Origin of the sequence: Proteus appendicitidis (assembly GCF_030271835.1) — a bacterium.
Classification (GTDB): Bacteria; Pseudomonadota; Gammaproteobacteria; order Enterobacterales; family Enterobacteriaceae; genus Proteus; species Proteus appendicitidis.
Genome location: NZ_CP127389.1, coordinates 2,521,258 through 2,536,657, shown reverse-complemented (window position 1 = coordinate 2,536,657; position 15,400 = coordinate 2,521,258). Strand labels below are relative to the sequence as shown.

16 protein-coding genes are annotated in these 15,400 nt (G+C 41.8%); 13 read left to right on the top strand and 3 right to left on the bottom strand.

Going from position 1 to position 15,400, the window contains the following annotated elements; translation table 11 throughout:
- The first annotated feature begins 5 nt into the window (after window positions 1-5).
- The 7 genes from QQS39_RS11955 to flhA all read left to right on the top strand — a co-directional run bounded on the left by QQS39_RS11955 (window position 6) and on the right by flhA (window position 8,363).
- On the top strand, window positions 6-1,652 hold the full coding sequence (locus tag QQS39_RS11955; protein ID WP_151435496.1) for a methyl-accepting chemotaxis protein: 1,647 nt from the start codon (window positions 6-8) through the stop codon (window positions 1,650-1,652).
- Window positions 1,653-1,730: 78 nt separating this feature from the next.
- On the top strand, window positions 1,731-2,549 hold the full coding sequence (cheR, locus tag QQS39_RS11950; protein ID WP_228766784.1) for a protein-glutamate O-methyltransferase CheR: 819 nt from the start codon (window positions 1,731-1,733) through the stop codon (window positions 2,547-2,549).
- Window positions 2,542-3,594, top strand: a complete 1,053-nt coding sequence (locus tag QQS39_RS11945) for a protein-glutamate methylesterase/protein-glutamine glutaminase (RefSeq protein WP_109373805.1) — start codon at window positions 2,542-2,544, stop codon at window positions 3,592-3,594. The genes cheR and QQS39_RS11945 overlap by 8 nt, the downstream gene beginning before the upstream one ends.
- A gap of 59 nt (window positions 3,595-3,653) precedes the next feature.
- Window positions 3,654-4,043, top strand: coding sequence for a chemotaxis response regulator CheY (gene cheY / locus QQS39_RS11940; protein WP_023581807.1), 390 nt, complete (start codon window positions 3,654-3,656; stop codon window positions 4,041-4,043).
- 9 nt (window positions 4,044-4,052) lie between these two features.
- Window positions 4,053-4,709 (top strand): protein phosphatase CheZ, encoded by a 657-nt coding sequence (gene cheZ / locus QQS39_RS11935; protein ID WP_151435495.1) that lies wholly within the window; start codon window positions 4,053-4,055, stop codon window positions 4,707-4,709.
- A gap of 422 nt (window positions 4,710-5,131) precedes the next feature.
- Window positions 5,132-6,280: a flagellar biosynthesis protein FlhB gene (gene flhB, locus QQS39_RS11930; RefSeq protein ID WP_285804605.1), complete on the top strand. Its 1,149-nt coding sequence runs from the start codon at window positions 5,132-5,134 to the stop codon at window positions 6,278-6,280.
- Window positions 6,273-8,363 (top strand): flagellar biosynthesis protein FlhA, encoded by a 2,091-nt coding sequence (gene flhA / locus QQS39_RS11925; RefSeq protein WP_151435493.1) that lies wholly within the window; start codon window positions 6,273-6,275, stop codon window positions 8,361-8,363. The genes flhB and flhA overlap by 8 nt, the downstream gene beginning before the upstream one ends.
- A 337-nt stretch (window positions 8,364-8,700) precedes the next feature.
- Here flhA and QQS39_RS11920 read toward each other — a convergent pair whose 3' ends face one another.
- The 3 genes from QQS39_RS11920 to flgA all read right to left on the bottom strand — a co-directional run bounded on the left by QQS39_RS11920 (window position 8,701) and on the right by flgA (window position 10,641).
- Window positions 8,701-9,141, bottom strand: coding sequence for a flagella synthesis protein FlgN (locus QQS39_RS11920; RefSeq protein WP_151435492.1), 441 nt, complete (start codon window positions 9,139-9,141; stop codon window positions 8,701-8,703).
- 13 nt (window positions 9,142-9,154) lie between these two features.
- Complete coding sequence (gene flgM / locus QQS39_RS11915) at window positions 9,155-9,454, bottom strand: flagellar biosynthesis anti-sigma factor FlgM (protein WP_151435491.1); 300 nt, start codon at window positions 9,452-9,454, stop codon at window positions 9,155-9,157.
- Between the two features lie 530 nt (window positions 9,455-9,984).
- Window positions 9,985-10,641, bottom strand: a complete 657-nt coding sequence (gene flgA / locus QQS39_RS11910; RefSeq protein ID WP_151435490.1) for a flagellar basal body P-ring formation chaperone FlgA — start codon at window positions 10,639-10,641, stop codon at window positions 9,985-9,987.
- Window positions 10,642-10,850: 209 nt separating this feature from the next.
- On the opposite strand from flgA, the gene flgB reads away from it, so the two are divergent.
- From flgB to flgG, 6 genes are read left to right on the top strand one after another with little or no spacing between them, the layout of a single operon-like run.
- Window positions 10,851-11,261 carry a flagellar basal body rod protein FlgB gene (flgB, locus tag QQS39_RS11905; RefSeq protein WP_151435489.1) on the top strand — a complete coding sequence of 137 codons (411 nt, stop codon included), beginning with the start codon at window positions 10,851-10,853 and terminating at the stop codon, window positions 11,259-11,261.
- A 10-nt stretch (window positions 11,262-11,271) separates the two neighbouring features.
- Window positions 11,272-11,676: a flagellar basal body rod protein FlgC gene (gene flgC / locus QQS39_RS11900; protein ID WP_069367469.1), complete on the top strand. Its 405-nt coding sequence runs from the start codon at window positions 11,272-11,274 to the stop codon at window positions 11,674-11,676.
- Between the two features lie 12 nt (window positions 11,677-11,688).
- Window positions 11,689-12,519: a flagellar hook assembly protein FlgD gene (locus QQS39_RS11895; protein ID WP_285804604.1), complete on the top strand. Its 831-nt coding sequence runs from the start codon at window positions 11,689-11,691 to the stop codon at window positions 12,517-12,519.
- 27 nt (window positions 12,520-12,546) lie between these two features.
- Window positions 12,547-13,797: a flagellar hook protein FlgE gene (flgE, locus tag QQS39_RS11890; protein WP_151435487.1), complete on the top strand. Its 1,251-nt coding sequence runs from the start codon at window positions 12,547-12,549 to the stop codon at window positions 13,795-13,797.
- A gap of 21 nt (window positions 13,798-13,818) precedes the next feature.
- Window positions 13,819-14,574 (top strand): flagellar basal body rod protein FlgF, encoded by a 756-nt coding sequence (locus QQS39_RS11885; protein ID WP_151435486.1) that lies wholly within the window; start codon window positions 13,819-13,821, stop codon window positions 14,572-14,574.
- A gap of 19 nt (window positions 14,575-14,593) precedes the next feature.
- Entirely contained in the window at window positions 14,594-15,376 is a 783-nt protein-coding gene (gene flgG, locus QQS39_RS11880) for a flagellar basal-body rod protein FlgG (RefSeq protein ID WP_151435485.1), read from the top strand.
- Window positions 15,377-15,400: the final 24 nt, after the last annotated feature.

Here is a 15,400-nt window from a genome sequence, read left to right as displayed (position 1 = left end):
AAGGCATGTTTAGGTTTCGCAAATTAAAGATATCCACCAGTCTCTATTTATTACTGATGATGTTTTGCGTTATGCAGGTGGTTTCTAGTGGTATTTCGCTAGGGATCGTTCATTTGAATAACGAACAGATCACCAGAGTAGATATAGATACATCTAAGCGAGATGAATTAGGATTAAGTTGGGCATCTTTAATACAAACACGTAATGCGATTAATCGTGTAGCTATTGCAGTGAAAACTGAACAGTCAACAGACTATATTCAATCTATTGAATCAATTGCACTTTCACGTTTGGAAACGGCGAATACTCATTTTCAAAATTTCCTTGCTGATATAAATAAAGAGGCAATCCCAACAGAAGAAAAAGAAATCGTTGAAGCAGTAAAAAACGATTACCACGTTTTATATGGTGCATTAACTGAATTACATAGCATGTTAAAAAACGGTAACTTCCAAGGCTTTTTAGATCAACCAACGGAACGTTATCAAACCGCGATGGAAAATTCATTTAATACCTATATGAATTATGTTCAGACAGAAATTACTGAATCTATAGAGCAAGGACATCGCTCTTATACTATTGCTATCTTGATGTTTATCGGTGCAATAGCGATGGTTATTGTGGTATCACTCGCCGCTCATCGCTGGCTAAGTTTTAATATCATTAAACCTTTCGCAAGTTTAAGCCGTTATTTTAATGATGTGGCTACCGGTAAATTAAATCGTGAAATTCTTGTCTTCACCGATGATGAAATAGGGGATGTGTTTAGACGACTACGAGATATGCGTGGAGAGCTAGCGCGTTCTATTCGTATCGTTCGAGACAACAGCAATGCTATGTACTCCGGTATTCAAGAAATTTCCAAAGGAAATACGGATTTATCCTCAAGAACTGAACAACAAGCTGCTTCGTTAGAAGAAACTGCGGCAAGCATGGAAGAGTTAACAGCAACGGTAAAACAAAATGCTGATAACGCCCTACAAGCGAGCAAGCTCGCAGAGTCTGCTTCTGAAACAGCCATTCGTGGTGGTCAAATCACGAATAGTGTTGTTGAAACCATGGATGCGATTACACAAAGTTCTCAAAAGATAGGGGCTATTATCAGTGTGATTGATGGTATTGCGTTCCAAACCAATATATTAGCACTTAACGCGGCGGTTGAAGCTGCTCGCGCCGGTGAACAAGGACGTGGATTCTCTGTCGTCGCTGGAGAAGTTCGTAACCTTGCTCAACGTAGTGCTGATGCTGCAAAAGAAATTAAATTGTTGATTGATGAATCTGTTTTACGTGTCTCTCAAGGTTCTCAACTCGTTAATAATGCAGGGCAAACAATGGAGGAACTCGTCACATCAGTAAATAAAGTCACTGAATTAATGGCAGAAATCGCCTCAGCTTCTGATGAACAAAGCCGAGGTATTCACCAAGTCGCTGATGCAGTCAGTCAGATGGATCAGGTGACACAGCAAAACGCTGCTTTGGTGGAGCAATCAGCATCTGCTGCCGCAGCATTAGAAGATCAGGCTAATAACCTTGTTAATGCTGTATCGGCATTCGAGTTGCCTGACACGGATGAGAGTAATCATTCTTCATCCCTTGAAGGTAATGGGTTGAAAAAAGCAGATAAAAAATCATTTTTTAAAAAGACCCATTAAAAAACAATGAAACGTAATGTTACTGAAGTCTTATCAGATATCGCTGCTCAACCGTTGGATATTTTTACCCAACGGTTTATGTTGTCCGATGATCAGTTCCAATCTATATGCCAATTGATTTATCAAAAGGCAGGTATTGTGCTGACTAACAACAAAAGGGAGATGGTTTATAACCGTCTCACTAGGAGGTTACGTGAATTACGGATGAATAACTTTGGTGACTATCTTGCGTTTCTTAAAAGTGATGTTCGCAACCCTGAATGGCAAGAGTTTGTAAATGCATTAACAACCAATCTCACCGCATTTTTCAGGGAAGCGCATCATTTTCCTATTTTGGCAAAACATGCCAGAAAAAGAGCAGGAGGCGTCTACCGAGTATGGTGTGCAGCTGCATCTACTGGAGAAGAACCTTATTCAATTGCGATGACTTTACGCGATGTTTTTGGGAATAACCCTTATAAAACCAAAATTATTGCCAGCGATATCGATACTAATGTGTTGGATAAAGCACGAAAAGGTGTTTACCGACAGGAAGAGCTTAAAACATTAAATGATGAATATTTGAAAAAATATTTTCTCAAAGGTGTCGGCGATTTTGAAGGATACGTGAAAATTAGACAGCAAATTAGCGAGATGGTCTCTTTTCAGTATTTGAATTTACTCGACAAGCAATGGGATTTAGAAGGCAGTTTTGATGCGATTTTTTGTCGTAATGTCATGATCTATTTTGACAAAGCGACACAACAAACCTTACTTAACCGCTTTACCTCATTACTTAAGCCAGACGGAATGCTGTTTGTTGGACATTCTGAAAATGTAAGCCAGCTTAGCAAGGATTTCTACTTGCATGGGCATACCGTTTACGGGCTGACACCAGCAAGGAGAGGTTATGAATAAAATAACGGTACTCTGTGTTGATGATTCGGCGCTAATGCGTCAAATCATGCGAGAAATCATCAACAGTCATAGCGATATGGAAGTTGTTGATTGTGCCCCAGATCCTATAGTGGCTCGTGACTTAATAAAAAAGTACAACCCACAGGTATTAACGTTAGACGTTGAAATGCCACGTATGGATGGTATTGATTTCTTGGAAAAACTGATGCGATTAAGACCAATGCCTGTCGTTATGGTCTCATCATTAACAGCAAAAGGCTCAGAAGTGACGTTAAAAGCGTTAGAACTGGGCGCAGTTGATTTTGTGACTAAACCACAGCTTGGTTTGCGTGAAGGTATGATGGCTTATAGTGAACTGATTGCCGAAAAAATTCGTGCTGCTGCACAGGCACGGATTAATCGCCGAGAAGTACAAGCACCGCCTTCTAAATCATTGTCATTTACACCGATGATTTCGAGTGAAAAGTTGATTGCAGTAGGCGCATCAACTGGTGGCACAGAGGCTATTCGTAATTTTCTAGAACCATTACCTATTACCAGCCCTGCGATATTAATTACGCAACATATGCCCGCAGGGTTTACACACTCATTTGCAGAACGATTAAATCGTTTATGCCAAATAAGTGTAAAAGAAGCAGAAGATGGCGAACGTGTATTACCTGGGCATGCTTATATTGCGCCAGGTGATTATCACATGGAGCTTCGTCGTAATGGTGCTAACTACCAGATCCACATTAATAAAGAGCCTGCGGTCAACCGTCATCGTCCTTCTGTCGATGTGCTATTTAGGTCTGTCGCAAAATATGCGGGACGTAATGCCATCGGTGTGATTTTAACCGGAATGGGCAGTGATGGTGCTGCTGGCTTATTAGAAATGCGTCGTGCAGGTAGTTATACCTTTGCACAAGATGAAGCGAGTTGTGTCGTCTTTGGCATGCCTCGTGCTGCGGTTGAATTAGGCGCAGTAGACGAGGTGAAAAGCATAAGCGCAATGAGTAAAGCTGTGCTGATGAAAATCAGTAGCACACAATCATTGCGTATCTGATTAAGTTCAGTTTAAAAAGCAACACAGTAATTTGCCGATATATTTTGAAGGAGTTTTCAATGGCAAGTAAGGATCTGAAATTTTTAGTGGTTGATGATTTTTCAACAATGCGCCGCATAGTTCGTAATTTGCTAAAGGAATTAGGATTTACGAATGTAGAAGAAGCAGAAGATGGTGCTGACGCGTTAGCTAAATTACGCAATTCGGCAATCGATTTTGTGATCACAGACTGGAACATGCCAAACATGGATGGTCTAGAGCTTCTTAAAAATATTCGTAGTGACGCGGGACTTGCAGCAACACCAGTACTCATGGTAACCGCTGAAGCTAAAAAAGAAAATATCATTGCAGCAGCGCAAGCCGGTGCAAGTGGATATGTAGTTAAACCTTTTACAGCAGCAATTCTTGAAGAAAAACTAAATAAAATTTTTGAAAAACTGGGCATCTAAGGAGTCGCAATGAGTGGGAATCCAATTATGCCGAAAGATAATATTGAAATGACATCTGATATTATCAGCCGGATCGGACAATTGACGCGGATGTTACGCGACAGTTTGCGAGAATTAGGATTGGATAAAGCAATAGCCGAAGCAGCAGAAGCCATCCCTGACGCTAGGGAACGTCTGGACTATGTTGCTCAAATGACCGCTCAGGCAGCTGAGCGTACATTGAACTGTGTCGAAGCTGCGCAGCCTAAACAGGATGCGTTAAGTGCCGATGCGACTAAGCTTACTGAACGTTGGGACCAATGGTTTGAACAGCCAGAAGAGCTGAAAGATGTACGCTCTCTTGTAACCGATACCCGCAATTATTTGCGGGATATCCCTGAGAGTGCGGCTTTTACTAACAGTCAGTTATTGGAAATTATGATGGCACAGGATTTCCAAGATCTGACCGGCCAGGTTATTAAACGCATGATGAGTGTTGTTCAAGAAATTGAAAAACAACTCGTGATGGTATTAATGGAAAACCTGCCACCAGAGCAACTTGAAAAGTCTAATGTGAAGAAAGAGACTGACTCTTTATTAAATGGTCCACAGGTTAATAAAAACAACGCTGGCGTGATCAAAAATCAAGATCAAGTTGATGATTTACTGGAAAGTTTAGGTTTCTAACCTTCTAATGAGTTTTAGGGCGATAAGGACGTTGAGATATGCAGGACGCATTCGCTCTATGCTCAGCTCTTTTAGGATGATGTATTTTATGGATAAAAAATCACGTAATAATGCTTTAATAGCCCACGCTATTGAAGAAAATGTAAGCCGCTTTTTTTAAGCGGCTTTTGAAGTTGTTGAAATAAACATCAAAAGTAAAATTGCTCAATTTTACTGTGAATTTTGCTGATTTCCTTATAATTAGCGCCAATATTGCTTATATCTTCATTTTTATCATTGGGTTGTTTTTTCACTGCATACCGTCATAGCCCAAAAAGCCCCGTAAATTTGCGATTGTTCAGCCCATCAATTTCCTCTGAATTTGTCATGCTTAGAGTCATTTCATTCATGCTTTTAATCTCAATATCTAAATCGGACAGACTGTGGCTGAAGATAGCGATCTCGAAAAAACAGAGGAACCCACACCCCATAAACGGGAAAAAGCCAAAAAGGATGGACAAATTGTCCGTTCTAAAGAGCTATCGTCCGTATTAATGATCTTGGGTGGCGTAAGTTTGCTGTGGATGAGTGGTGGATTTATCACTCGTGGGCTACATGCCATGTTAACAGAAGGGTTTACGTTTAATCATCACCTTATTGGTAATGAGAATTTGTTGATCCCTCGATTTGGTAGCTTGATTAAACAAGCTGTTTTTGCGCTATCCCCCGTGTTTTTGGGGTTAGTGATCGTGGCAATTGGTGCCTCTGCCTTATTAGGCGGGATTAACTTTAGTAGTAAATCCATTAAGTTCGATCCCAAAAAATGGAATCCTATTTCTGGGTTAAAACGTATTTTTTCTATGAATGCGTTAGCAGAGTTATTTAAAGCGATACTGAAATCAACGTTTGTGGGGATCGCCGCAACCATTTTTTTATGGCACAACTGGAACGATATTCTCCATCTGATCACGCTTGCACCGCTTAGTGCGCTAGCCAATGCGATGCAACTGCTGATTTTTGCCGTCTACATTACCGTTTTTATGCTGATACCAATGGTGGCATTCGACATTATTTTCCAAATTCGTAGCCATTTAAAAAAGCTACGTATGACGCGCCAAGAAATTAAAGATGAATTTAAACAGCAAGAGGGTGATCCGCAACTTAAAGCGCGTATCCGTCAGCAACAACATGCAATGTCTCGCCGTCGAATGATGGCGGATGTACCAAAAGCAGACGTTATTGTTACGAACCCAACACACTATGCTGTTGCACTGCAATATAACGACAAAATGACCGCGCCTAAAGTGTTAGCGAAAGGTGCAGGGGCGATTGCGTTAAAAATTAAAGAGATTGGTGCAGAAAATCGAATTCCGCTTCTAGAAGCGCCACCGCTTGCTAGGGCGTTATATCGTCACAGTGAAATAGGTCATGCAATTCCTTCAACCCTTTATGCTGCGGTTGCCGAGGTACTTGCATGGGTTTATCAACTGAAACGATGGAAAACCGAAGGTGGTTTAAAACCTAAACAACCTATGAACTTGCCAGTGCCTCCCGCACTGGACTTTGCTGGAGAAGATAATCGTCATGGCTAATTTGGCCTCATTACTCCGCTTGCCGGGAAATTGGAAAAGTTCTCAGTGGCAGATACTGGCAGGGCCAGTGCTTATCTTGTTGATACTGTCAATGATGGTATTGCCATTGCCACCTTTTCTATTGGATTTATTATTTACCTTTAACATCGCACTCTCCATCATGGTGCTGTTGGTCGCAATGTTCACTCGACGTACGCTGGACTTTGCTGCTTTCCCTACCATTTTGCTGTTTACCACGTTGTTACGTTTATCATTAAACGTGGCTTCAACTCGTATCATCTTAATGGAAGGGCATACAGGGCCAGCAGCCGCAGGGCGTGTTGTTGAGGCATTTGGTCATTTCCTTGTTGGCGGTAACTTTGCTATCGGTATTGTGGTCTTTATCATCCTTATTTTGATTAACTTTATGGTTATCACCAAGGGTGCGGGACGTATTGCTGAAGTTGGTGCGCGTTTTGTGTTAGATGGAATGCCGGGTAAACAGATGGCAATCGATGCTGACCTGAATGCCGGCATTATCAACGAAGACGAAGCAAAAAAACGTCGTAAAGAAGTTTCATTGGAATCCGACTTTTACGGTTCAATGGATGGTGCGAGTAAGTTCGTTCGTGGTGACGCCATCGCAGGCTTAATGATCCTTGTGATTAACGTGGTGGGCGGGCTTATCGTTGGTGTCGCTCAACACGGAATGGCATTAAACGATGCGGCAACGACTTATACCCTTTTAACCATCGGTGATGGTCTGGTTGCTCAAATCCCTGCATTGATTATCTCAACAGCAGCGGGTGTTATCGTTACTCGTGTTGCCACAGATGAAGATGTTGGGCAACAGATGGTTACCCAACTGTTTGATAATCCTCGCGTTCTAATGTTAACCGCGGGTGTGCTAGGTCTGTTAGGCTTAGTGCCAGGAATGCCTAACTTTGTTTTCCTTTTCTTCACCGCAGCATTAGGTGGATTAGGTTGGTATATCTTACGTCGCAACGCGAACCCTGAAGTGCATCAACAAAAAGAGATGGAAGAAGTTGAAAAACAAAACCGTGTTGTTGAAGCTTCATGGGAAGATGTACAACTTGAAGATCCATTAGCGATGGAAGTAGGGTATCGCTTAATTCCAATGGTAGATAGCCGCCAAAATGGTGAGTTGCTAGGTCGAATTAGTGGTATCCGTAAAAAGTTTGCTCAGGAAACAGGTTATCTTCCTCCTGTTGTTCATATCCGAGACAATATGGAATTAAGACCTTCTTCTTATCGCATTCTAATGAAAGGGGTTGAGATTGGTCACGGTGAAGCGCATCCAGGTCGTTGGTTAGCCATCAATCCGGGTAATGCCGTTGGCTCTTTAGAGGGCGATATTACTCAAGAGCCTGCATTTGGTTTACCTGCTGTTTGGATTGATGACAGCTTAAGAGAACAAGCTCAGGTTCAGGGTTATACCGTTGTTGCTGCAAGTACCGTTATTGCAACGCACTTTAACCATGCATTAGCGAAATACGCATCGGAATTATTTGGTCGTCAAGAAGCACAAATGTTGTTTGATAGGGTGAGTAAAGAGCTGCCTAAAATGACAGAAAATATGATCCCAGATATGCTTTCACTCACAGTATTGCACAAAGTATTGCAAAATTTGCTGTCTGAACAAGTGCCTATTCGTGATATGAGAACCATCTTAGAAGCCTTAGCAGAGCACGCACCAGAGCAGAAAGATCCAGCTGAATTAACAGCAGTTGTGCGTGTTGCACTTCGTCGTGCGATTACACAACACTGGTTTGGTGATCAAGATGAAATCCAAGTCATTGGATTGGATGCAAGTTTAGAGCGTATTCTTGTTCAAGCAATGCAAAGTGGTGGCGGTTTAGAGCCGGGGCTGGCTGAAAATATTGAACAACAAGCCGCGGATGCGGTACGTCATCAAGAGATGTCTGGTGGTGCGCCTGTATTGTTAGTCAATCATGCGTTACGTTCATTATTGTCACGTTTCTTACGTCGTAGCTTGCCACAGTTAGCTGTATTGTCGAATATGGAAATCAGTGAAGGTCGTCGCATTCGTATGACGTCAATGATTGGTGGGCAACCTCATTAATCGTTCTCGCTAATAATACCATTATCTAAATCAAATCTAAGACCACTTTATTAAGTGGTCTTTTTTTATATATTGATAAAATGGAAGGGGCGATGTGTTAGCGCGTGGTGTTTATTTTTAGCCGTGTATGAAAAGGTGCATTAATAAAGACGCCAATAAAACCAAGGTTCAGATAAGCGAAATGATGTGTCACAAAAAAGACGATAAATAATAGAGCAGCGTGAGCTGTTGGTGGCTTAAAGTGAGTAGTGCTTTGTCAGCAAAGTTTTATCAGCAAAGCAAAACGCCATCAATATTGATGGCGTTTTGTGTGAATTCTGATAATTATCGAAAGAACCTAAACTTGAATTTTGCGTCCAGCCAGTGTTGAACGTTGTGCTTGCCCATCAGAACCATAAAGGGTGGGGCTGTGGTTCTTCTGCAAAAAACGGATAGCATCACTATTACGAGCGATGTGTTGATCAAGTAGTAATCCGTTATGTTGATTCAGATATCTTAACTCCGCCGTGATGTCGATTATTTGCGCCCATAAATCAGATAAGAACGGTAACCCTGTATAAGGTTTTTCTACACCGGCTTGTAGGCTTAGCGTATGACGCTGTTGGTCTGTATGACCCAAAGCCGACAAGACAAAATTCTTCTGTTCAGTGACTTCATGCAATGCATTGATATCAATATTACCTGCGCATAATAACTGCTGTTCAGTACGTAAAATACCCGCAATGGTATTAAGCTGTGATAATTGAAGATCTAAAGTCTGGCGGAGTTCTTCCATCATAATCATTAAAATATTATTGAGTTATGCTTTCAGCAGCTTCACGGAAAAGAGCGTCCGCAATTTTACCGCTGTCCATGGTTAATGTTCCGTTGGCAATTGCTTCTTTTAAGCGAGCAACTTTCTCAACGTTAATATCTTTATTTCCCGGTTGAACAAGTTTTTTCTGTGCTTCACTCAGTTTTACAGAGGTGTCGCCTGTTGCCGTTTTTTGTTCAGTTGTTCCCGATTTACGAGAGCCTTGAGTGATTTCACTCGGATTTCGTTGTGCAATTGCGTTAATCGGAAGCAGTGGATTTGTGCGTTCAATACTCATAGGAAAATCCTTTGTTAGGCATCAATTAATAGTCAGATGAAGCCATTGTAAAACAACCTATGTGTTTTCGCCTATCATCTTGGTTCTTTATATCGGCTGTAGAATCAAAAACTTTAATCTTAGTCGTGATACTCGTCATACTTTAAGCTGTAGTGTTGTTAGCTACATTCACTCGCACTAGTCACACTACTCGTCATACTTTAAGCTGTAGCGTTGTTAGCTACATTCACTCGCGCTAGTCACACTACTCGTCATACTTTAAGCTGTAGCGTTGTTGGCTACATTCACTCGCACTAGTCACATACTTATGTATGCTCCTAGCGACTCATTCATTTGCCGCCTAGCTACAACTTAAATTATTTAGAGTATCTACATTATCTATAAACATTTATCTATATTGATGCTTTAAATTGTCGCAATTATTTAGAGTAAAAATGTAACGTAAGAGAGTTTACCTTGGCTTGCCATAACTGAAACGGGTAACAAGCAATTTAATATAGGCTTATTCTGCTTATCAGCTTTTTAATCTATTAAAGAGGGATACGAACAGAGCCATCTTCAAGTGCTTCGCCAGTGACGATTTGACCTGATTTAACTCTTACGCGAATGGTTTCATTGGCGACAGCATTGTTTACGGCTTTACCTTCATAGCGGATCTGAAAGTGGGGACCTTGTGCAAATACAGTCACGGTTTGTCCCGCCAAAATAGCCCAAGGGCGACGAACCATTGTCGAGGTTAAAGGCTTTCCTGCGGATATTTGTCGCATTGCGATCGCATTTTTAATTAATGCAGGATCACGTAATACATCATAAGGTAATTTTTCTAATTCACCCGTTGCCATGCTAACGGCAGAAGTTTCAATGATGTCATCACGATTAATGTCTTTTTTCGCGATTAAGTATTTACCATTAACGCTAACATCAATTTGAATAAAACGACGCTGTTTATCACACTGAATTGGAATTGAAAGACGTCCCCAATTACGGGAGCCAGCATGACCTTGGATCTCTTGTGTTTGGCAGACTGGCCATTTATCTTCTGGTGTTAAAACTGTCACAGTCACTTTATCGCCTTGTTGATGAAGTGCGACAAAGAAATCTTGTAGTTCTTCAGGGAGTGATTTCGCAATACTCACATTCATCATAAAGAAAAAAGAAAATAGACCGATAAGAGTTCTAACTAACATAATTTGTATCACCTTACAGAGTTGATGCTAATTGTGCGTTTGCCATTATTTAGCAACAACAGTGTACATCGACTTTGCACGCCTTAAACGCATAAATAGCAATCCAATTTACGCCTATTCCTCCAATCATCTTTTTTTTGAGCGTTTATTCTGTCAACTGAAATTGTTTTATCAGCTGAGGTATGTGGCTTAGCCACCAAGGATAGAAGATGCTCGATAAATTAGAAAATACGTTTCATTTTCAACAAGAAGCGCTCTCAATACGCAATAAACGCCAAGAAATTCTCGCTGCGAATATCGCTAATGCAGATACCCCAGGCTTTCAGGCTCGTGATATTGATTTTGCTTCTGAATTGAAGAAAACCATTGAAAATGGACGTACTGGTAGTCATGGCATGCAATTGGCAATGACATCAGATCGTCATATCCCGATCAAACCCGGTTATCGCTTAGAAGCGGACTTACTCTATCGCGTGCCTCATCAAACTGCGATGGATGGTAATACCGTGGATATGGATATGGAACGTAGTAATTTTGCTGACAATAGCCTTAAGTATCAGGCTGATGTGACATTTATTAACTCGCAAGTTAAAAGCATGATGGCTGTATTGCAACAGTAGGGTAAAGAGCATGTCTTTATTTAGTATTTTCGATATTTCAAGTTCAGCACTTTCAGCGCAATCACAGCGTTTAAACGTGAGTGCCAGCAATATGGCAAACGCTGACAGTGTTGCGGGTCCAGATGGCGATCCTTATCGTGCAAAACAGGTTGTTTTTCAGGTAAACGCACCCGCTGGCCAAGAAGTTGGCGGCGTTCGTGTCACTGAAGTGGTGGATGATCCTGCACCATTTCGTATGGAATATCAGCCGGGGCATCCTTTTGCCGATGAAAAAGGGTATGTACGTATGCCGAATGTTGATGTTGTGGGTGAAATGATTAACACCATCTCTGCATCAAGAAGTTACCAAGCTAACGTCGAAGTGATGAACACGGCAAAATCGCTGATGCAAAAAACACTGATGATAGGTCAATAGGGAGAATAAATTGTGGGCATTTCCTCCTCAATGAATGAACCTTATGATAATACCATTATCGGGGATGCACCTTCTTCATATCATACGAAAAAAAAGGGTAGTGATGATATTAAAGGGAATTTCCTCACGCTTCTCATCACTCAGATGAAAAATCAAGACCCAACAAACCCAATGCAAAATAATGAGTTAACTTCCCAGTTAGCTCAAATTTCAACGGTTGAAGGCATTGAGACACTGAATAAAACAGTGAATAACATTGTTGGACAGATTGATCAAAGTCAGGCGTTGCGAGCTTCTTCTCTCGTTGGCCGTGGTGTCATGGTTGCTGGTAATAAAATTGTTGTCTTTCAGCCAACCGATGGTACAGGCGAGACTGAAAAACCCAGTGATGGGGATGACACAATTCCAACACCTGATACTCAAAATGAGAAAACACGTCAGCAAATGGGAACGTATAAAGCAGATGATACTGACCCAAATACACCTGACAGTGAACACCTTTTTTCAACACCTTTTGGTTTTGAATTACTCAGTCCAACCGATTCTCTTACGATAAACATCACTAATGCTAGTGGTGTAACCGTTCGTACAATCAAAATGGACAAAAAGATGCTACCGGATGTTTATAACTTCTCTTGGGATTGTACCGATGAAGATGACAATCCTGTTCCTACAGGAAGTTATAAATTTACCGTTAACGCCACGCTTAATGATGCTCAGGTCCCTGTTAAGACACTGAATTATGCGCTGGTGAATAGTGTGTCCATGGTGGATGGTGGCGCCCGCCTTGATGTTGGCTTAGGTAATACCGTTTCATTGGATGAAATTCGTCAGGTTCTTTAACTAACACATATTCAACTTGGAGGGCGCATGTCCTTTTCACAAGCAGTAAGTGGTTTAAACGCAGCAGCCGCTAACTTAGATTCTATCGGTAATAACATTTCTAACTCCGCAACCTATGGCTTTAAAGGTGCAACTGTTTCTTTTGCTGACGTTTTCGCCGGCTCTGGTGCAGGTCTGGGTGTTAAAGTGGCAGGCATTAGCCAAAACTTTAAAGACGGTAGTATCACAACCACTAACCGCCCAACAGACGTAGCGATTTCTGGCGGTGGTTTTTTCCGCATTGAAGACCAAAACGGTGGCGTTTTCTATTCACGTAATGGTGAATTCGGTAAAGACAAAAATGGTTTCCTGACTAATATGCAAGGTATGCGTATTACAGGTTATCCAGTACAAGTTGTTGATGGTAAAAACGTTGTTCAAAAAGGGGCAACACCAACACCTATCGTTATTCCTACCGATATGATGAATGCCAGCGCAACCAACAAAATTGATATGGCGGTTAACCTGAACTCTGGTGAAGATAAACCCGCTAAAGCTCCATTTGATGCTAAAGATGGCGATACATACAACTTTAGTACTAACGTTACCACTTACGATAGCTTAGGTAATGAACATAACCTGAACTTATTCTTTGTAAAAACAAAAGACAATGAATGGAAAGTTTACGGTCAAGATACGTCAACTAAAACAGCGGGTGGTGCGCCAACACCTCACCAAGAGTTAGGTACATTAGACTATACAACGGGTGGTGTTCTAAATAAATTCACACCAGCGGCAGTGACACCTCCAGCAACACCAGGCTTTGCTATTGCTTCTTTAAATGGCTCAGCTCCAAGTACTATTGAACTGAATTTCGCCGGCAGTACTCAGCAAAAAGTATCAGAATCAAGTGTTTCTAAATTAGCGCAAAATGGTTACCAAGCAGGTGAATTTACCAATTTCCGTATTGAGCAAGATGGCTCCATCATGGCGACTTACTCAAACCAACAAAGCCAAGTTGTTGGCCAAATCGCACTCGCTAGCTTTGCAAATGCTGGTGGTTTAAGCTCACAAGGCGACAACATGTGGTCTGAAACTAACGGTTCAGGTTCACCAATCGTGGGTGTTGCTGGCTCTGGTGTATTCGGCAAATTAACCAATAACGCATTAGAAGCGTCTAACGTGGATATGAGCCAAGAGTTAGTCAATATGATCGTTGCTCAACGTAACTATCAATCAAACGCACAAACCATTAAGACTCAGGATCAGATCCTGCAGACTCTGGTTAGCTTGCGCTAATAACGCTGGAAATAATCTGTTATGGATCATGTGATTTATACCGCGATGGGCGGCGCCAGACACTCGATGGAAAATCAAGCTGTCGTGGCGAACAACTTAGCAAACGCATCAACGCCGGGATTTAAAGCGCAGCTTAGTGCAATGCGAGCCGTACCTGTCAATGGCGATACCTTACCAACTCGTACATTAACGGTAGCCTCCACGCCTGGTAGCGATCAAAGTCAAGGAACGATGAACTATACCGGCAGATCAATGGATGTTGCGTTAAGTGATAACGGCTATTTAGCGGTTCAACTTGAAGATGGTACTGAAGCCTATACCCGAAACGGTAATATTCAGCGTAACGCTGATGGCATGTTGATGGTACAAGGTCGTTTGTTAATGGGCGATAACGGTGCGATTGAAGTACCTGCTCAAGCAAATGTCAGTATTGCCAATAACGGTATTGTGACGGCGCATGTACCGACTGATCCACCAAAAATGTTGGGTCAAATTGGTCGCTTGAAAATGGTAAAACCAGAGCAAAACGATTTAGTTCGTGGCGATGATGGTTTATTCCATTTATCACCAAAAGGAACTGCGCGTGCTGGTGAGGAATTACCTGCGGATGATAGCGTGAAGGTGTTAGCTGGTGTGTTAGAAGGCAGTAATGTTAATCCAGCAGAAGCCATGGTCGATATGATAGCAAACGCAAGACGTTTTGAAATGCAAATGAAGGTTATTCATAGCGCCGATGATAATGCGCAACGAGCTAACCAATTGCTATCAATGAGTTAAATAGTGTAAGGGGAAAACCATGATCCGTTCTTTATGGATTGCTAAAACTGGGTTGGATGCACAACAGACAAACATGGATGTGATTTCCAACAACCTCGCAAACGTCAGCACCAATGGTTTTAAACGCCAACGTGCGGTTTTCGAAGATTTACTGTACCAAACAATTCGTCAACCAGGTGCCATGACATCAGAGCAGACGAATGCACCATCTGGTTTACAAATTGGTACCGGTGTTCGCCCTGTTGCGACTGAACGTTTACATAGCCAAGGTAACTTAGCGCCAACAAACGGGACTCGTGATGTGGCGATTAAAGGACAAGGTTTCTTCCATGTTCAGTTACCAGATGGTACAGACGCTTATACCCGTGATGGTGCATTCCAAATGGATCAAAATGGGCAATTAGTGACAACGAGTGGCTTCCAAGTTGTTCCTGCCATCATTTTGCCTGATACCGCCAAAAAAGTGATGATTGGTCGTGATGGTACTGTCAGTGTTGAGATAGACGGTGATCCGGCTCCACAACAAGTTGGGCAATTAACACTTACTACCTTTATTAATGACAGCGGATTAGAAAGTGTCGGTGAAAACTTGTACTTAGAAACGGCAAGTTCTGGCGCACCTACTGAGAATGCCCCTGGTATCAACGGCGCAGGCTTGTTGTATCAGGGATATGTTGAAACCTCTAACGTTAACGTAGCTGAAGAGCTGGTCAATATGATCCAGACTCAACGTGCTTATGAAATTAACAGTAAAGCGATTTCAACATCTGATCAGATGTTACAGAAACTAACGCAACTCTAATTTCGTTTGTTTATTAGCCTGACA